Below are 16,437 nucleotides of genomic sequence, written 5' to 3'. Positions count from 1 at the left end.
CGGAGCGACAGGGAATGTGTGCGATGCTGGCGCGCATGGTTGACGTCGCACGTCCGAAATTGGAGGGGACCGTCGCGGTGGGGCGGGGGCGCCGGATCGGTTTTGCCGAGTTCGGGTCCGCGCAGGGCCGCGCGGTGTTCTGGCTGCACGGCACACCCGGCGCGCGTCGGCAGATTCCCGTCGAAGCCAGGGCTTTCGCCGAACGCAAGAACGTCCGGCTGATCGGCATCGACCGCCCCGGAATCGGTTCGTCCACCCCGCACCGCTACGAGAACGTCCTCGCATTCACCGACGACCTGCAGATAGTCGCCGACACGCTCGGAGTGGACCGGATGGCGGTCGTCGGTCTGTCCGGTGGCGGCCCGTACACACTGGCCGCGGCGTATGCGATGGCCGATCGGGTCGTTGCCGCGGGCGTGCTCGGCGGGGTCGCGCCCGTCGTCGGCCCTGATGCCATCGACGGCGGTCTGATGAAGCTGGGCACGTTCGTCGCACCGCTGCTCGAGGTCGGCGGGGTGCCCGCGGGAGTCGTGCTGAGTTCGCTGATCAGGCTGGTCCGCCCGCTCGGATCACCGATCATCGACCTGTACGGCCGGATGTCACCGGAAGCGGACCGCCGACTGCTGGCCCGCCCCGAGTTCAAGGCGATGTTCCTTGACGACCTGCTCAACGGCAGCCGCAAACAGATGGCCGCGCCCTTCGCCGACGTCGTGGTCTTCGCCCGCGACTGGGGTTTCCGGGTGTCCGACGTCAGGACGCCGGTGCGCTGGTGGCACGGCGACACCGACCACATCATTCCGTTCGAGCACGGCCTGCACATGGTCGATCGGCTGCCCGACGCCCAGTTCCACCACCTGCGGGGGGAGAGCCACCTCGGCGGCCTCGGTGTCTCGGAGGAGATCCTGCAGTCGCTGCTGGACATCTGGGACGGCACCACCGGCACTCCCCGGTGATGGGATCCGTCACCCCGTGGCGAGCGCGCGGTCGAGCAGGGTGAGCGCGACCTTCAGGTCGGCGGCACCGACCTGCCCGGGCGCCGACGCCGTGCCCACCATCCCGAACGTCGCGGCCGATCCGAATACCTGACCGGCCAGGCGGGAGACCACACCGAGCCCGCCCATCGCCATCGTGACGATCGGGCGGTCGGCGAATTCTTCGTGCATCGTGCGGGTCGCGTCGAGCAGGGTCAGCACGTCGGCGGCGTCGTGCGGCATCACCGCGATCTTGCAGATGTCGGCGCCCAGGTCCTGCATCGCGACCAGCCGCGCGACGATCTCGTCCTTCGCGGGGGTGCCCGCGAAATCATGGTTCGACGCGACCACCGCGACCTTCCGTGCGTGCGCGGCTCCGACGATCCGGTCCACGGCGGTGCGGTCGCGCCGGTATTCGACGTCGACGAGATCGACGGCCCCGGACTCGGCGACCGCGACGTTGAGATCGGCGTACGCCTCGTCCGTCAGATCGGCCTCGCCGCCCTCGTGCCGGGTGCGGCAGGTGGCGAGCAGCGGGATTCCGGCGAACTGGCCGGCGAGGTCGCGGGCCTGCGCGACGACGCTCGCGGTATCGGTGATCGTGTCGTAGAAGTCCGTCCGCCATTCGACGAGGTCGACGTCGACGCCGGTCAGGGCCTCGACCTGGGTGCGCAGTTCGCCGGGGGTGCGCCCGGTGATCGGCACGATGATCTTGGGTGTGCCCTCACCGATCGTGACGTCCTTGACGCGGACCGGCGTGATCGCCCTGTCACCCATTGCTGACTCCCGTCGTCGACTCCGGCACCCTGTTCGAGCGAATGTACCGTTCGTCTCCTTCAACCGAACGAACGGTACATTCGCTCGGAAAAACGCACGGATGAGCGCCCGGAAAGGTGGGCTGTGCCCGGATGCGTGCCGCCGGGCGCGGGTCAGCCCCCGTCGCCGCCGAGGCGTTTGCTGTATGCCTCGTACAGTTCGGTCCAGCCGTGCTCGAGGGCGTCGCGCCCGACGATCGGTCCGGCGGAGCGGTGCTCCATCATCTCCTGCGCGACGTCGAGACACATGTGCCAGCCCGCGGCGAGCTGTGCCGAGGTGTCCGGCCCGGTGACGGTGTGCTGCAGCGTCAGTGTGCATCCGCCGCCGGGGCGGGGGGTGATTTCCCACCGTAGCCAGTCCTCGTCCCACCGGTGTTCGAGCACGTGGGGAATCCCCGCGGCGACGACGGTGCCGTCGAACTCGGTGGCGTCGTCGCCGTCGACGACGATCAGCGTGGCCGGTCCGACGGTGCCGAGATGGCGTTCGGGCCGGTACGGCGCCCACTGCACGACCTGCGTCGGATCGGTGAGCGCGCCCCACACCACGTCCGGGGACTGCGGAAAGTCGCGGGTGAACACGAGGGTCCACTGGTCGCCCGCATCGATCACCACGGCGGACTGAAGGGGGCTCGGCCGGTAGTCGCGAATCGCCATCGGACGGTGCTCCTCGTCGCCGGAAAACGTTGTCGGTGAAGAAAACCGCGTGCCTGATTCTACCCGTTCCGCGAGGTCGGACGGGTGAACTCGCCGCGGCGATCGAGGTATCCGCCGGTACCCGGAGCCGCAGATCCGCCGGACACACAGAAGACCGTCGCACCGGTCGCGGCCCGCGGCGGGGACACCGCTGAGGCTGGATCGCATTCCGGCCTGCCGGTGTGCGCAGGCAACCGGGCTGGAAAGTGGGTGGGAGTAGAATTCGGGGTGTGACCGGCCTTCGGAGAAGCCTGGCTTCTCCTCACCCGGTATAGGCCAGGTGAGTACGGGGGTCGGTCACCTGCATTCTTTTCGTCGCACTCCTCAGCCGGAATGTCGCCTTGACCCGAGATGTCGCCGTGGTGCGGGAACCGACGGAGCGACGCGCGCCACGTCCTGCAGCGCAGCCCCCGCCCGCGTTGCAGGACGTGCAAAACCTGTCCTCGGCGCTACCGGCGCTGTTGCCGGCACGCCGGGGCCCGGATCGGCGTGCTCAGCTCAACCCGATACCCAGGCCGAATGTCACACTCAGCCACTTCAGGAACGCGCCGAACGCGGGCCCCAGGTCGGTTGCGGCAGACACGAGATCCTCCTGCACTCTCGACGATCCCGACCTGAGATCATTTTTGCAGAATTCGAAAAGTCAATGCCGCCAACGCAATTCGGTCATTTGTCACGGAGTGGGCGCGGTGCCGGCGGGTGTTGCTGCCTCCGGACGCGCACCAGCCGTACGTAGCGCGTCGCCGGCTGCGCGCCACCTCCTCGCATCGGAGTTCCCGCGCGGCCGGTGGGGGAAACGCCGGGCACACCCGCAGGTGCCGCCCGATGCCGGGGTCGTCGCACCCCGATTACCCTCGACCGGGAGGATATTCCTGCTTCACCGTCGGGCTGCCCACCGAACTCGAGTCCGTCGCCGAGCGCGGGCCACCGTCTCCGACGGGCCGCTCACTCGAACCACGGTCGCACCGGCGGCTTCACCCACATGATCTTCTCGTCCGGGTGGGCGCGCTCGGCCGCCGGATGATCCGGATGGCCGAGCGCCCAAGCCGTCTTGTCGTCGAGCAGTGCGGCGACGCCGTTCCAGGTCTCCATCGTGCGCGGCGGGTGCGCGCCCGCCTCCCGCGCCAGGCGGCGGCGGTAGTCGTCGGTCATCGCGAGCAGTTCGGCGCCGGTGATGCCGCGATCCCACGCGAAACGCGCCAGCGCCAGCGTCTTCTCGCGACGATTCTTCGCGGCCTGGTCGGTGTGCGCGAAATCGGGAGTGTCCAACTCTGCTCCTTGCTCTCGGGGGGCACCGGTTCCATCATGCGACATCGTTGACAACGCCGGGCCGACGGCTCACGCTCGAGGGAGCCACCTCCGGTCCGAAAGGGCGAGCGATGCCGGCACAGACGCGGGAGATTCCGCAGGGGACTCCGAGAGATGTTGCGGCGCAAGCGACGAAGGAACCACGGTTGCCCGAGTTCGATTCCACGCTCGGAATCGCCGTCGAACCCGAGACGCGTGGCACACCACCGCATCGCATCGTGGCGCTCGGCGACTCGCTGTTGCAGGGCTTCCAGAGCGGCGCGGTCTTCCACACCGACCTCTCGGTTCCGGCGATCGTCGCGCACGAACTCGGAGTGCTCCGCACCTTCCGGTACCCCCGCTACGGGGGACCGGGCGGGCTGCCGCTGAACATCGAACTGATGCTGCGCCGCCTCGACGACCGGTTCGGGTCGTCGCTGCAGCCGTGGGAGGTGCCGCTCGCGCTGTTCGCGGTGCGTTCCTTCATGGACGAGGTCGAGGACTACTGGGAACGGGGGCCCGGCGCGACCACCCCGGTCGTCGCGGCCTACCAGCACAATCTGTCCTGCTTCGGCTGGGATCTGCGCGACGCGCTGAGCCGGACCGCGCAAACCTGCGCGGACGCGATCGACACACCCGGCGACGATTTCCTGGATCAGGTCGTGCAGAACAACGGCGACCGCGCGGCGCTGCACGTGTATCCGCACTGGGCGCCGCCGCAGCGGACGATGACCCTGTTCGACGCCGCTTTCGCGCTCGGCGAGGACCACGACGGCACCACCGAGAGCGGCATCGAAACCCTCGTGGTGTTCCTCGGTTCCAACAATGTGCTCGGCACCGTCACCGACCTGCGGGTGCAGTGGAGCGGACCGGACTTCCGCGACCTCGCGAGGAAGGGTGCGTACACGATCTGGCGTCCCGAGCATTTCGACGCCGAGTTCGCCGAGGTGGTGGCGCAGGTCGAACGCATCTCCGCGCGCCACGTCGTCTGGTGCACGATTCCGCACGTCACGATCGCACCGATCGCGCGCGGCCTGGGCACGAAGGTCGAACCCGGCTCGCGGTACTTCCCGTACTACACGCGGCCGTGGATCGACGAGCGGCATTTCGACGCGACCCGCGACCCGAACATCACCGGTGCGCAGGCCGCCGTCGTCGATGCGGCGATCGACCTCTACAACACCACCATCTCCCGCACCGTCGCCGACGCCCGCGCGGGAACGTCCGGCCCGGTGCGGGATTGGCATCTCCTCGACGTGTGTGGTCTGCTCGAACGGCTCGCGTTGCGCCGCTACATCGACGATGTGCAGGCGCGCCCCGCGTGGTGGACGCCCTACCCGCTGCCCGCCGCGCTGGCCGCGCTCGATCCGGTGCCCGATTCGCGGTTCCTCACCGCGGACGGTCGCGGGGGCCGGGCCACCGGCGGCTTCTTCTCCCTCGACGGGGTGCATCCGACGACGGTCGGCTACGGGATCCTCGCGCAGGAGATCATGACGATCATGGCGCACGCCGGCGTCGAGTTCCGGCACCCGAGCGGTGAGGTGCGGACCGGGCCGATCACCGTCGACTGGGAACGGCTCATCCGCCGCGACACCCTGATTCGGACACCACCGCAGAACATCGACTCGACGATGTCGATCCTGAGCTGGGCCGACGAAGTTGCCGACCTGGCCCGCCGGACCCTGAGCATCAGGCTGTGACAGCGGTCCGGCGTGGCGTCAGGACGCGGTGCCCGTACCACCGGCAGATTTCGAGGGCGGCGGCGAGCCGGAACGGGTCGATGTCCTCGAGATCTCGGCCGAGGTCCTCCGTGGCCTGCTGAATCCGATATCGGATCGTGTTGCGGTGCAGATTCATCCGTGACGCGGTGGTCGCCGGGCTGCGATTGCAGGACAGGTGCACGCGCAGGGTTTCGCGCAGTTCGGCGGTGCGGTCGGTGTCCTCGGCGAGCGGGCCCAGTGTGCCGGTGACGAAACTGCGCATCTCCGCGAGATCCCCGGTGAGCATCGCGACCGGGGCGATCTCCGCGTACGACACCAGCACCGGAGCCTCCGGCACGGCGGTACCCGCCAGCGCCTTGACGGCGGCCGCCTGCCGATGCCCGGCCCGGAACCCGTCGATACCGCTTCCCGGTAGTCCGACCGCGACGCGGAGCGGCACGTCGGCCGCACCGATTGCGGTCCGCAGGCGCTCGATCACGTCGGCTGCACTGCCGCGCAAGGCAAGCCACGCGTTCATCGCGAGCGGGTCGGTGTGCACCGCGAGCGTGGCCGCTCCCGGTGAGACCTCGGCGAGCAGTCGATGCACCGCCGTTGCGACATCGGGGCAGGAGGACCGTTCCGTCTCCGGAATCCACAGCGCCAGTGCCAGGTGCATGCCGTCGAGCGGATAGTCGAGTGCGGCGCCGGCCTGCGCGGCATCGGTCACCGCGCCGGTGAGCACCTGGGTGATCCAGTTCTGGGTCAATCCGGTGCGGCTGGTGATCCACCGTTCCCGTTCGTCTTCGTAGGCGATGGTGACGCGCTCGGAGATGTGATCGATGAACGCGGCGGTCTTGTTGACCGCAGCGCGCAACGCGACCCTGTTGTCGGCCGGGGCCGCGTCGTCGGCGACATCCAGGCACATGCTGGTGAACCGGGCCTGGCCGATCCGGTAGGCGCGCAACAGATGCGCGATCGACGCGCCCCGGCGGGCCAGTGCCCGTGCGAATGCGAGCGCCTCGGGTGGGGGCTCGACCGTCGACGGATCGGCGCCGCCGATCAGTGCCGTCATCAGCACCGTGGTGTTCTCTGCGATGCTGCCCGCCAGCAACGCGCGGTCGCTCTCGGTGCTGGCGATCTCGGGAATCTCGGCGGCAGTCATCTCCGTGAGTTCGTCGATGAACGTCTTACGGCGCGCCACCACGGCGTCGGCGATGTACCGGGCCGCGTCCTGTTGCTCTTGGTCGGACCAGTCGACGAAAACCGACGTCATCGGGCGGCCTCCCAGTATCGAATCGCGTGGCGCGCCGCGACCGGCGCGGCCTTCGAATCTACCCGCTCGGCGCCCGCACCGCTCGGAGCCGCCGGACCGGGTGCCGGCCGCGCGGGGCGTATGCGACTGTCTCCGGGTTGCGAGGGGAGGTAGGGCGGTGTCAGGTCAGATTCACGATGTGGGTGTGCGAGGCGACCGCGTCCTGCAGCTTCTTACGGGAAAGGGTGCGCGGCCCGCACGCGCATCCGGCGGGGATGACATCGTCCTCGAACTGGGTCGCCTCCAGGGTATCGACGAATTCCGAATCGAGCTTGTCGCCGTGGTGGCCGGTCGCTTCCCGGTCGCGTGACCCGCGCCCACCGGGACCGCTGGCCGAGACCACCACCGGACCTTCGGTCGTCTTGTAGACCGCGGCGACGGTGTGGCTGGCCGGACATCGCACCTTCAGGACCGCTTGTTCGGTGCGTTGGGGTCCGAGCTCCTTCACGGCAGCGAGGGCCTTCCGGCGGCGTTCGGTGGGTGGGGTTTCGGCGATGTTCATGTTCCTATTGCACCGCACCTGCCGCCGCGATCCGACCGGTTCGGTGTAACCGATCTTGAAACGGCGTCAGAGGATTTCGTCGGTGAGATGATTCGGTGTCCCGAAGCGGTGCGCGGTGACCGTGACCGACTGCTCCCGCAGGAACGGCAGCATCTCGAGGCGGCCGGACTCGGTGACCCGGTCGGCGTACACAGCCGTTCCGGCACGGCCGTCCAGGTTTTCGGCGAGTGCGCGATTGTCGCCGCCGATCAACCGGATACGGTCCGGGGCGGGCCTGCCGATCCGGTTCCGCCACGCCACCTCCGATTCGATTGCCAGTGTGGTCGCGAAAGTTCCCAGCACGCGCGTGATGTCGTGGGAGAGCGGTGCGGTGGTGGACACGTCGACGGGTGCGCCGCACCGGGCGGCGGCGCCCAGCACCCGCAGCAACTCGACCGGTGTTCCGCGCGCGCCGAGCCGGACGTGCACCCGCACCCGGCGGTACCGGAACACATTGCGTTCGGCGGACAACGCACTCACGTCGAGTGCGCGGGAGAACTCGGTGCGCCACGCGCGGGCGTCGCTCGCGAACGACCGGCGCAGGAAATCACGTTCGGCCTCCGACAGCCCGGCGGCGTCGAGCAGACGCGCCGGGGCGCCGTCCACGGGCTCGTCGATCGGGCTGTGCCGCGCCGGTTCCCATGCCCCGAAACCGACCAGGTAGTTCGGCCCACCGGCCTTGAACCCGGCACCGACCGCCGACCGTTTCCAGCCTCCGAACGGCTGACGGCGCACGATCGCCCCCGTGATACCCCGGTTGACGTACAGATTCCCGGCCTCCACCCCGTTCAGCCACCGCGCGACCTCCCCGGTGTCGAGACTGTGCAGCCCCGCCGTCAGCCCGAACTCCACCTGGTTCTGGATCGCGATCGCCTCGTCGAGGTCACGGGCCGTCATGATGCTCAGCACCGGCCCGAAGAACTCGGTGAGGTGGGTGCGCGAACCGCGTCGCACACCGGTCCGGATGCCCGGGCTCCACAGCTGCCCTGACTCGTCGAGACGCCGCGGGGCGACGAGCCACGATTCCCCCGCATCCACGGTGGTGAGCGCGTCGAGCAGCTTGCCGTGTGCGGGTTCGACGAGCGGCCCCATCCGGGTGCGCGGATCGTCGGCGCGGCCGACCGGCAGCGACGTCACCGCGTCGACGAGCTGGTTGCGGAACCGGCGCGACGACGCGACCGACCCGACCAGGATCACCAGCGACGCCGCCGAGCACTTCTGTCCCGCGTGCCCGAACGCCGACTGCACGATGTCGCGCACCGCCAGATCCAGATCGGCGCTCGGCGTCACCACGATCGCGTTCTTGCCGCTGGTCTCGGCGAGCAACGGCAGATCGGGCCGGAACGACCGGAACAGCTCGGCCGTCTCGAAGGCGCCGGTGAGCACCACCCGGTCCACGCGCGGGTCCGCGATCAACAACCGGCCCAGCTCACGGTCGGCGAGTTGCACGAGATGCAGAACGTCGCGGGGCACCCCCGCCGCCCACAGTGCCTCGGCCAGCACCGCGCCGCAGCGGGCCGTCAGCGCCGCCGGTTTGAGCACCACCGCCGAGCCGGCGGCCAGCGCCGCGAGCGTCGACCCGGCCGGGATCGCGACCGGGAAGTTCCACGGCGGGGTCACCACCGTCAGCGCGGACGGCACGAACCGGGCGCCGTCGACGGTGTCGAGTTCCCGCGCCCGATCGGCGTACCAGCGGGCGAAGTCGATCGCCTCGGACACCTCCGGATCGGCCTGATCCAGGGTCTTGCCGGCCTCGGCGACCATCACCTCGACGAGCTCGCCGCGCCGGCATTCGAGCTCGTGCGCGACCTGTTCGAGAACGGCCGCACGCTCGGCGCCCGAGCGCCGGCCCCACCCGCGGCCGTGTGCGGCAGTGTTCGCGAGCAGGTCGTCGAGCTGTCGGGCCGTGCGCACCGTATTCGACGCGATCGTGTCCACCCCCAGCCGCGACGCGGCCGCGCGTCCGAGGATCTGCCGGCCCCACGTGCGGTTCGCGGGCAGCGACGGATCGGTGTCGGCGGTGTTCGCGAACCCCGGCCCGGGCGGTTCGAGCGGACCCACCAGCCGGTTCTGGGTGCGGTTCGGTCTCGGAACGGTGCCGTCGACATCCGCCAGCGACGCGAGGAACCGCTGCTTCTCGCGGTCGAACAACGACTCGTCGTCGTGCAACGCGAACACCGCCGACATGAAGTTGTCCTGCCCCGCACCTTCCTCGAGCCGCCGCACCAGATACGCGATCGCGACGTCGAACTCGCCCGGATGCACCACGGGCGTGTACAGCAGGATCCCGCCGACGTGGCGGCGCACCACCTCCGCCTGACTGTGCGCCATTCCGAGCAGCATCTCCACGTCGACGCCGTCGCGCACGTCGCGCCGCCCGGCGAGCAGCCATGCGTGCGCGACGTCGAACAGGTTGTGGCCCGCGACGCCGATCCGCACATTGGCGATGCGGTCCGGCTCGAACGCATAGTCCAGCAGGCGCTTGTAGTGCGTGTCCGTCTGCTGTTTGGAACCCCACGTCGCGGGCGGCCAGTCGTGCAGCGACGCCTCGACACGTTCCATCGGAAGGTTCGCACCCTTGACGACCCGCACCTTGATCGGCGCGCCGCCACGCGCCCGCCGCGCCGCGGACCAGTCCTGCAACTGCATCATCGCCGCCAGCGAATCCGGCAGATACGCCTGCAGGACGATGCCCGCCTCCAGATGCCTGAACTCCGGCCGGTCCAGGATCGTCGTGAACACCGCGATCGTCAGATCCAGGTCGCGGTACTCCTCCATGTCCAGATTCACGAACTTCGGGGAACGGGAGGTCGCGGCCAGGTGGTACAGCGGCACCAGCCGCTCGACGACGTCGGCGACCGCCTCGTCGAACGCCCACGGCGAATGCGGCGCGACCGCCGCGGACACTTTGATCGACACGTAGTCCACGTCGTCGCGGGCCAGCAGCGTGCGGGTGCCGTCGAGCCGGCGAGCGGCCTCGCGTTCCCCGAGCACCGCCTCCCCGAGCAGATTCAGGTTCAGCCGCACCCCGTCGTGACGCAGCCGGGCGATCGCGCGCCCGAGCCGCGCATCGGTCGCGTCGACGACGAGATGCCCGACCATCGCCCGCAGCGCCCGCCGCGCCGCGGGCACCACGACGTGCGGCAGCGCGGGACCGAGCGTGCCGCCGACCCGGATCGCGGTCCGCAGGTGCGCGGGCAGGAAAGCGGGAAGGTCGCGGGCCAGGCCGGCGAGGTTGCGCGCGGCGACCCGCGGATCTTCGGGCCGGATCACCCCGTCGATGAACGCGACCGTGAACTCGAGGCCGTGCGGGTCCTTCAGGACCGCGGCGAGCTGTTCGGCGCCGCGGCCCGGCGGGATCGTCGCGGCCTCGGCGATCCACCGTCGCACCAGGGCGACGGTATCGTCGGCGAGCGACCCGCCGTGGATTCGGGGATCGTGCGTGCTGTCGGTCATCGCCACCTCCACATCCAGCACCATTGTGGCCGCAAGCACGCGCGTTCACGTCACACATCGCCGAGCCGAAACGTCACCTCCACGAAGACGAATCCGATTCGAGAAGGTGATGGTCATGCGGGTCTTCGTGGCAGGCGGATCCGGGGTGCTCGGGCAGCGGCTGGTGCCGCGCCTCGTGGCGAGAGGGCTGCTGGCGGGGGAGGTGGCGGTGACGATGATGACCGAGGGGCGGGGGTTCTCCAACGCCAAGGCCAAGCGCGAGCTCGGCTGGGAGTTGCGTTATCCGTCGTGGCGTCAGGGTTTCCGGGACGGTCTGTCCTGACCTGGGTTCACTTCGGTTCGCGCACTTCGCCTTTCCCTCACGCCTGGTCGGCGAGCGCGGCGGGACTGCGCAGCGCCTCGAGCGACGCGATCTGCTCCGGCGACCACGGCCGTGAGACGGTGCGACCGTCACCGACCTGCACGAGTGTCACCGACATGTCCGCCGCGCGAATCCCGCCCTGTTCGATCCCCACCCCCAGCGTCACCGAGGTGGTGCCGATCTTCGCCACCTCGACGACGACCATGGCCTCCTCGGTGAACAGTTCGCTGGAGAAGTTGCTGTTCACGTTGACGACGGCGATGTCCGTGATCGGATCGAAGGTCCCGTCGAGCGCGTCGGCCATCACGCGGTTCCACACTCGTGTCGCCGTCTCGAGCGCGCAGTAGTGCGGCACGTGCCGGCGGATGTGGTCCGGCGCGTCCCGGGGCGCGTTGTTCTGCAGGGTGACGGCGACGCGAGGCATGCTTCGGACAGTACCCAGCGTGGGGGATCCCGGTCCGGGCAGGTCAGGACGGGCGCACGGTGAGGACCTGCGAGGCGGTGCCGATCGGGCCGTGGACGTCGTGGATGACGCTGCTCGTCAGACCGAGACCGGTCGCCCCGAACGAGACCGTGGTGTCGAACCCGAGCCACTCGCCGCGCGGCTCGGCGAAGAAGTGCGCGGTCAGGTCGACGTTCGGGAACGCGATGTCTTTCGGATGGGCGCGCACCGTCATGCCGTTGGCGATGTCGAGCAGGCCCGCGGCTCCGGCGACCGCGCTGACGTCCTCGCCGGCGACCAGCGGGAGCGGGGTGCGCACCCAGTACGACGCCCGGCCCGGCTCCATCTGACGGCGGCGGACCTGCGCGGACTCGATGAAACCCCCGGGCCACACCGACGTCGGATCCCACTCCTCCATCTCCTCGGGCGGGGCGATCCGCGCGAGCGATGTTCCCTCGAGTACGGCGGTCGGGCGGGTCTGCATCAGCCAGGCGCGCAGGCGCACGGCGGCGCGGTCGTCGTGCGCGAGGACTGCCTCGACGAGTTCGATGGTGCGTCCGGGACGTAGCACCGCCACCCGCACCTCGACCTCGTCGATGGGGATCGTGCCGAGAATGTCGTAGGAGAGCCGGCCGACGGCGAGCCGGTCGTCGCGGCGGTCGTCGCGGTCGAGTTCGACGGCGTGCGTCATCAGGCCCAGTGCCGGTGCGATGTGCTGTTCGTTCGTTGCCCACGCGCCGCCGACATGATGCGTGGCCCGGTACGTGTTCGGTCCGGTTCGTTCGAAATAACTCATCGGCGGCTCCTCCTGCGTTTGCTCCATGCAAGCACGGCTCCGTCGGTTCCCGCGATTCACCCCGACCGGCCCCTCGAGCCTGAGCGGCGCGGCGGGTCGGCCTACGCACTGGTCGACGAACCGAATTCCCGCCGCCATGCAGGCCGCCGCTCGGAACGGGACACTTCAGCCGCTCGACTACACGAACCAGAACTCGTCCTCTTCGACCGCAGCCGGCGGAGCGATCGCCACGGCAGGCGACGTGGCCACCTGGATCAGGGCACTGGTTTCCGGCGGGGTCTTTCGATCCCGGATATCGGCAGCAATGGCTCGGCAGTCTGCAAGGCGAGAACCCGGACATGCCCGACGGGCAGCAGTACGGGTACGGCATCAGCTATCGGCGATTCGGGCCGAATGCCGCGATGTACTCCCACGGAGGGGAGCTGCCTGGCTTCAATTCGTTCATGGGTGCGACCCGGAAAATGATGTGATGCTGGTGATCTGGACGAACCTGACCCTGTCGCCGGAAGGGGAGACCACCGCGAATGCCCTGCTGTCGACGGTTCTCGACGAGATCTACGCGGGACTGTCGCTCGTGCCGTCACCGACACCGATGCCCGGTTCGACCCGATGACGTTTAGCGCCGTTCCGACCGGAAGTGCCGGTGCGACATATCTTTCAGGTGGGGAGGGGTTCGAGGACGGCGACAACGTCGGCGACCGAGGACACCTCGGCCAGGGTCACGTCGATCCGGGCGGGCCGATGCTCGTCGGCGTGGACCGCCAGTAGGTACCGTCCGGGATAGGGCGTGCCGACGGTGAAGCTGCCGTCGGGCCCCGACAGAATCGCGATCTCCGGCATCGGCCCCGGACCCGTCACCACGACGACGCGGGCGAACGGGACCGGGGTGCTTCCGCAGCGGACGATGCCTCGGATCACGCCTTCCACGCCTTCAAGCGGTCGAAGACCGGACCGGTGATCCGGACACCGGAGTTCACCGGCACTCCCGGTGAGACGCCGTTGGTGTGGATCCCGAAGGCATGCCGTTGACCGTTCACAAGTCGATACACAGCGCTGCCGCTCTGACCGCCGTACGTGTCGACCTCGTAGGAGATCCGCTGCGCAGCAACCGATGACAACCTCCGTGAGTGATACCACTGAGTGCCGGTCGGCTTGTCGGCCGGATAGCCGGCGATGTTGGCGATCGACGACATGAGGGTGTTGTCGTCGTAGGCGCCGAATCCCAGCCAGCCGGTTTGCTCGCCGAGATTCGTCGGAAGGATGAGTGCACCGATGTCCCAGTTCGAGTCGCCGTTCTGCGTCCAGCCCTGCACCGACCGCAGGCCCCCGCCGCTCACTGCGACGGAACCGAACGGCAGCGACGAACCGTTGCGGCCGGGCATCACCGTCACCGAACGCACCCAGCCGGAACCGGGACCGGTGCCGCGCACGAACACGCAGTGCCCGGCGGTGATGACGGTGTGCGGACCGATGAAAAAGCCGGTGCCGCTCGCCCACGTGCCGTTGGTCAGCTCGATGAGCAGGTACGAGTGGACACGCCACGGGTAGATCGTCGTGTCGCCGATCTGGACGCGATCGTCGGGAAGTATGACGGATTCGAGGGCCGGTTGTCCGGCAGGCGCGGGGCCCCACGTCGCTTCGGCGGCGTCCGGCGGATTCATCCGCAACAGTTCCTGCAGGCCGCTGCCGGGAGCGGCGGGTGTTCCCGAGTAACCGGCGAGCGATTCCGCGCCGGACCCGGTGATGTCGGCGAGTGCGCCGGGCGGACCCGAGGACGGCGGGGATTGTGCGAGAGCGGATTCGGGGAGCGTGTGTGATGCCGGTGAGGTTTCCGCCGACGGATCGGCGGTGGTGACTGCGCCGTTGTGGACGGCGGGGAGGGTTGCGGTCATCGTAGTCTTCCTGAATGTCGGGCACCGCGGCGAACTGCGGTACGGCAGGGTGGGACAGTTCGAGGATGCGACCGGGCGGTCGATGACACACGCGTAGCCGACTACGCGAATTCGTGCCGTTCACGGGCCCAGGGGACATGCTGCACCCGGAGTGGCGGTTGTCAGCTCACCAGGACCGAGTGGGTATCGGGCCGTCGCGAGGCCGGACGGTGGGACCGCGTCCTGCCGGGGTGGCTGCTGGTTCGCCTGGAAGCAGGGGTTCGCCCGGTTACCGCGGCGAGTCGCCGCACCGGATCGGTGCGGCGGCTGTTCGATCGACGGTCACGCAGCAGAATCCCGGTTCGGGGGCGAGTGTCGCGGCGAGGTCGCCGGCATCGAGACCACCGAGGAGCCCTTCGATCAGCGCAAGGTTCATCGAGCACACCAGGACCGGTGCTCGGTGGCCAAACGATGGAACGGGCAGTTCACCAGCCGGATGCTGTCCCTGCCGGTCCGGGGTTCGTAGCCCTGCCGCGCCAGAATCGCCTCAACCTGCTCGAGGTCCGTCGGGGAGGCACTGAGGGGAGGTAGCGTTTCCTCGATCCGCACGGTTCCGATCGGAAGGGTTCGCCATGCCTCGTATCGCCACCGCCGACAAGGTCGATCGTGATGCGTTACTGGAATTCCTGCGGCCGCGACATCGGGCGGTCCTCGCCACGGTCCGCGCGGACGGCACTCCGCAGATGTCGCCCGTGACCTGTGGCGTCGACTCCGGCGGCCGCATCGTGGTGTCCACCTACCCGGCGCGGGCCAAGGCCCGCAACGCGCGGCGAAATCCGCGCGTGACGCTGTGTGTCCTGTCCGACGACTGGAACGACGCGTACGTGCAGGTGGGCGGGCGCGCCGAAGTCCTGGACATGCCGGACGCGCTGGACGGCCTCGTCGAGTACTACCGCTGCATCTCGGGGGAGCATCCCGATTGGGCCGAGTACCGCGAAGCGATGGCGCGGCAGGACAAGTCGTTGATCCGCGTCCACATCGAGAGCTGGGGTCCGATCGCGACCGGCGGGTTCCCGCCCGAACTCGAATTCTGATTCGTTCTGTGTGGATTTGTGTTCGCCTGGCGGACGTAAATCCACACAGAACGATCCGAGGGGGTTGACGACGTACAACCATTTGGTTGTATATTGGTCCTGTGAGCGGAGACGACGAGGACCGGGCCGATGCCCTGTTCCACGCGCTGTCCGACCGGACCCGACGCGACATCCTGCGCAGGGTGCTGGCCGGAGAGCACTCGGTCTCCGCGCTCGCGGCGAACTACGACATGAGCTTCGCCGCTGTCCAGAAGCACGTCGCGGTATTGGAGAAGTCCGGCCTGCTGACCAAGCGTCGCAGCGGCCGGGAACAGTTGGCCAGTGGCGACGTGGCGGCGGTGCGGTCGGTGGCATCCATGCTCACCGAACTCGAGCAGGTTTGGCGCGGTCGCATCGCGCGCATCGACGAACTCATCGCATCCGACTCGACCAAGGAGGGCTGAGAAATGCCTGTCACCGACGTTCAGCACGATCTCGATTCCCGAACCCTGACCATCACAGCCGATTTCGCCGCACCGGTCGCGCGCATCTGGCAGGTCTACGCCGACCCGCGCCAGCTGGAGAAGGTGTGGGGCCCGCCGACCTACCCGGCGACCGTGGTCGACCACGACCTCACCCCCGGCGGCCGCGTCACCTACTTCATGACGGGACCGGAAGGCGACAAGCACGCCGGATACTGGCAGATCAAGACGGTCGACGAACCGACGAGCTTCACCTTCGTCGATGGGTTCGCCGATCTGGATTTCAATCCGAATCCGGAACTCCCGGTCTCCGAGAACGCCTACGCCTTCACCGAACACGAAGGTGGCACGCGGGCAACCTATGTGAGCACCTTTGCCTCCGCCGAGGCGCTCCAGACGGTACTCGACATGGGTGTGATCGAGGGCGCGTCGTCGGCGATCAACCAGATCGACGAGCTGATCGGCTCCTGATCTCGCGCCGCGGCCGGGTCGCCCCCCCTACTTCGGGGTGAGCCGGCCGTGCGGCGGTGCTCACGGGAACCCCCGGCCGGCACTACTCCACTTGCTGTGTCGCGCCGCCGCAGCGCGGTGCCGATGAACGTCAACTCCTCCGAGCTGCCGACCAATGGCCCACTCC

General features: G+C 69.0%; 17 protein-coding genes and 1 pseudogene. 7 read left to right on the top strand and 11 right to left on the bottom strand.

Annotated elements, in window-relative coordinates; translation table 11 throughout:
• Nucleotides 1-35: 35 nt before the first annotated feature.
• A complete protein-coding gene (locus tag RZ1_RS11095) occupies nucleotides 36-953 on the top strand; it encodes an alpha/beta fold hydrolase (protein ID WP_238071963.1) in 918 nt (305 codons plus the stop codon).
• A 9-nt stretch (nucleotides 954-962) separates the two neighbouring features.
• Here RZ1_RS11095 and aroD read toward each other — a convergent pair whose 3' ends face one another.
• The 3 genes from aroD to RZ1_RS11080 all read right to left on the bottom strand — a co-directional run bounded on the left by aroD (nucleotide 963) and on the right by RZ1_RS11080 (nucleotide 3,793).
• The gene (gene aroD, locus RZ1_RS11090) at nucleotides 963-1,748 is read right to left on the bottom strand and encodes a type I 3-dehydroquinate dehydratase (protein WP_072811811.1); all 786 of its coding nucleotides are present in this window, start codon (nucleotides 1,746-1,748) and stop codon (nucleotides 963-965) included.
• Between the two features lie 152 nt (nucleotides 1,749-1,900).
• Nucleotides 1,901-2,440: an SRPBCC domain-containing protein gene (locus RZ1_RS11085; protein ID WP_072811809.1), complete on the bottom strand. Its 540-nt coding sequence runs from the start codon at nucleotides 2,438-2,440 to the stop codon at nucleotides 1,901-1,903.
• Nucleotides 2,441-3,424: 984 nt separating this feature from the next.
• Complete coding sequence (locus RZ1_RS11080) at nucleotides 3,425-3,793, bottom strand: hypothetical protein (RefSeq protein WP_072811807.1); 369 nt, start codon at nucleotides 3,791-3,793, stop codon at nucleotides 3,425-3,427.
• A gap of 65 nt (nucleotides 3,794-3,858) precedes the next feature.
• On the opposite strand from RZ1_RS11080, the gene RZ1_RS11075 reads away from it, so the two are divergent.
• Nucleotides 3,859-5,466, top strand: coding sequence for a hypothetical protein (locus RZ1_RS11075; protein ID WP_072811805.1), 1,608 nt, complete (start codon nucleotides 3,859-3,861; stop codon nucleotides 5,464-5,466).
• On the opposite strand, the gene RZ1_RS11070 is transcribed toward RZ1_RS11075, so the two are convergent.
• The 3 genes from RZ1_RS11070 to RZ1_RS11060 form a co-directional block, all read right to left on the bottom strand.
• Nucleotides 5,456-6,739, bottom strand: coding sequence for a PucR family transcriptional regulator (locus RZ1_RS11070; RefSeq protein ID WP_072811803.1), 1,284 nt, complete (start codon nucleotides 6,737-6,739; stop codon nucleotides 5,456-5,458). The genes RZ1_RS11075 and RZ1_RS11070 overlap by 11 nt on opposite strands.
• A 160-nt stretch (nucleotides 6,740-6,899) precedes the next feature.
• Complete coding sequence (locus RZ1_RS11065; RefSeq protein WP_072811801.1) at nucleotides 6,900-7,280, bottom strand: hypothetical protein; 381 nt, start codon at nucleotides 7,278-7,280, stop codon at nucleotides 6,900-6,902.
• Nucleotides 7,281-7,346: 66 nt separating this feature from the next.
• A complete protein-coding gene (locus RZ1_RS11060; RefSeq protein ID WP_072812046.1) occupies nucleotides 7,347-10,775 on the bottom strand; it encodes a bifunctional proline dehydrogenase/L-glutamate gamma-semialdehyde dehydrogenase in 3,429 nt (1,142 codons plus the stop codon).
• A 115-nt stretch (nucleotides 10,776-10,890) separates the two neighbouring features.
• Here RZ1_RS11060 and RZ1_RS11055 point away from each other — a divergent pair, with 115 nt between their 5' ends.
• Nucleotides 10,891-11,097 (top strand): hypothetical protein, encoded by a 207-nt coding sequence (locus tag RZ1_RS11055; protein WP_218020457.1) that lies wholly within the window; start codon nucleotides 10,891-10,893, stop codon nucleotides 11,095-11,097.
• A 37-nt stretch (nucleotides 11,098-11,134) separates the two neighbouring features.
• On the opposite strand, the gene RZ1_RS11050 is transcribed toward RZ1_RS11055, so the two are convergent.
• Both RZ1_RS11050 and RZ1_RS11045 read right to left on the bottom strand, forming a co-directional pair.
• The gene (locus RZ1_RS11050; protein WP_072811797.1) at nucleotides 11,135-11,560 is read right to left on the bottom strand and encodes an acyl-CoA thioesterase family protein; all 426 of its coding nucleotides are present in this window, start codon (nucleotides 11,558-11,560) and stop codon (nucleotides 11,135-11,137) included.
• A 43-nt stretch (nucleotides 11,561-11,603) separates the two neighbouring features.
• Nucleotides 11,604-12,374: a thioesterase family protein gene (locus RZ1_RS11045; protein WP_072812044.1), complete on the bottom strand. Its 771-nt coding sequence runs from the start codon at nucleotides 12,372-12,374 to the stop codon at nucleotides 11,604-11,606.
• A gap of 90 nt (nucleotides 12,375-12,464) precedes the next feature.
• Between RZ1_RS11045 and RZ1_RS11040 the strand changes: the two are divergent.
• Nucleotides 12,465-12,987: pseudogene (locus RZ1_RS11040) on the top strand (serine hydrolase); the annotation flags it as partial.
• A gap of 44 nt (nucleotides 12,988-13,031) precedes the next feature.
• Here the strand turns inward: RZ1_RS11040 and RZ1_RS11035 are convergent.
• The 3 genes from RZ1_RS11035 to RZ1_RS30490 form a co-directional block, all read right to left on the bottom strand.
• Nucleotides 13,032-13,292 (bottom strand): peptidase associated/transthyretin-like domain-containing protein, encoded by a 261-nt coding sequence (locus RZ1_RS11035; protein ID WP_139281810.1) that lies wholly within the window; start codon nucleotides 13,290-13,292, stop codon nucleotides 13,032-13,034.
• Nucleotides 13,289-14,266: a trypsin-like serine peptidase gene (locus tag RZ1_RS11030; RefSeq protein WP_072811793.1), complete on the bottom strand. Its 978-nt coding sequence runs from the start codon at nucleotides 14,264-14,266 to the stop codon at nucleotides 13,289-13,291. The genes RZ1_RS11035 and RZ1_RS11030 overlap by 4 nt, the downstream gene beginning before the upstream one ends.
• A 268-nt stretch (nucleotides 14,267-14,534) precedes the next feature.
• Nucleotides 14,535-14,681, bottom strand: a complete 147-nt coding sequence (locus RZ1_RS30490; RefSeq protein ID WP_169917907.1) for a hypothetical protein — start codon at nucleotides 14,679-14,681, stop codon at nucleotides 14,535-14,537.
• 196 nt (nucleotides 14,682-14,877) lie between these two features.
• Here RZ1_RS30490 and RZ1_RS11025 point away from each other — a divergent pair, with 196 nt between their 5' ends.
• The 3 genes from RZ1_RS11025 to RZ1_RS11015 all read left to right on the top strand — a co-directional run bounded on the left by RZ1_RS11025 (nucleotide 14,878) and on the right by RZ1_RS11015 (nucleotide 16,271).
• Nucleotides 14,878-15,339, top strand: coding sequence for a PPOX class F420-dependent oxidoreductase (locus RZ1_RS11025; RefSeq protein ID WP_072811791.1), 462 nt, complete (start codon nucleotides 14,878-14,880; stop codon nucleotides 15,337-15,339).
• A gap of 101 nt (nucleotides 15,340-15,440) precedes the next feature.
• Nucleotides 15,441-15,782: an ArsR/SmtB family transcription factor gene (locus RZ1_RS11020; RefSeq protein WP_072811789.1), complete on the top strand. Its 342-nt coding sequence runs from the start codon at nucleotides 15,441-15,443 to the stop codon at nucleotides 15,780-15,782.
• 3 nt (nucleotides 15,783-15,785) lie between these two features.
• Nucleotides 15,786-16,271, top strand: coding sequence for an SRPBCC family protein (locus RZ1_RS11015; protein WP_072811787.1), 486 nt, complete (start codon nucleotides 15,786-15,788; stop codon nucleotides 16,269-16,271).
• The last annotated feature ends 166 nt before the right edge of the window (nucleotides 16,272-16,437 follow it).

The sequence above is a fragment of the Rhodococcus zopfii NBRC 100606 = JCM 9919 genome (assembly GCF_001895025.1).
Lineage (GTDB): Bacteria > Actinomycetota > Actinomycetes > Mycobacteriales > Mycobacteriaceae > Rhodococcus > Rhodococcus zopfii.
Note: the sequence above shows the minus strand (reverse complement) of the source record. Positions and strands in the feature narration are given on the sequence as shown.

Excerpts from the sequence above, each read along its gene's own strand:
- RZ1_RS11095 (WP_238071963.1), top strand. The coding sequence starts at position 36 with ATGGTTGACGTCGCACGTCCGAAATTGGAGGGGACCGTCGCGGTGGGG.
- aroD (WP_072811811.1), bottom strand. The coding sequence starts at position 1,748 with ATGGGTGACAGGGCGATCACGCCGGTCCGCGTCAAGGACGTCACGATC.
- RZ1_RS11085 (WP_072811809.1), bottom strand. The coding sequence starts at position 2,440 with ATGGCGATTCGCGACTACCGGCCGAGCCCCCTTCAGTCCGCCGTGGTG.
- RZ1_RS11080 (WP_072811807.1), bottom strand. The coding sequence starts at position 3,793 with ATGTCGCATGATGGAACCGGTGCCCCCCGAGAGCAAGGAGCAGAGTTG.
- RZ1_RS11075 (WP_072811805.1), top strand. The coding sequence starts at position 3,859 with ATGCCGGCACAGACGCGGGAGATTCCGCAGGGGACTCCGAGAGATGTT.
- RZ1_RS11070 (WP_072811803.1), bottom strand. The coding sequence starts at position 6,739 with ATGACGTCGGTTTTCGTCGACTGGTCCGACCAAGAGCAACAGGACGCG.
- RZ1_RS11065 (WP_072811801.1), bottom strand. The coding sequence starts at position 7,280 with ATGAACATCGCCGAAACCCCACCCACCGAACGCCGCCGGAAGGCCCTC.
- RZ1_RS11060 (WP_072812046.1), bottom strand. The coding sequence starts at position 10,775 with ATGACCGACAGCACGCACGATCCCCGAATCCACGGCGGGTCGCTCGCC.
- RZ1_RS11055 (WP_218020457.1), top strand. The coding sequence starts at position 10,891 with ATGCGGGTCTTCGTGGCAGGCGGATCCGGGGTGCTCGGGCAGCGGCTG.
- RZ1_RS11050 (WP_072811797.1), bottom strand. The coding sequence starts at position 11,560 with ATGCCTCGCGTCGCCGTCACCCTGCAGAACAACGCGCCCCGGGACGCG.
- RZ1_RS11045 (WP_072812044.1), bottom strand. The coding sequence starts at position 12,374 with ATGAGTTATTTCGAACGAACCGGACCGAACACGTACCGGGCCACGCAT.
- RZ1_RS11030 (WP_072811793.1), bottom strand. The coding sequence starts at position 14,266 with ATGACCGCAACCCTCCCCGCCGTCCACAACGGCGCAGTCACCACCGCC.
- RZ1_RS30490 (WP_169917907.1), bottom strand. The coding sequence starts at position 14,681 with ATGAACCTTGCGCTGATCGAAGGGCTCCTCGGTGGTCTCGATGCCGGC.
- RZ1_RS11025 (WP_072811791.1), top strand. The coding sequence starts at position 14,878 with ATGCCTCGTATCGCCACCGCCGACAAGGTCGATCGTGATGCGTTACTG.
- RZ1_RS11015 (WP_072811787.1), top strand. The coding sequence starts at position 15,786 with ATGCCTGTCACCGACGTTCAGCACGATCTCGATTCCCGAACCCTGACC.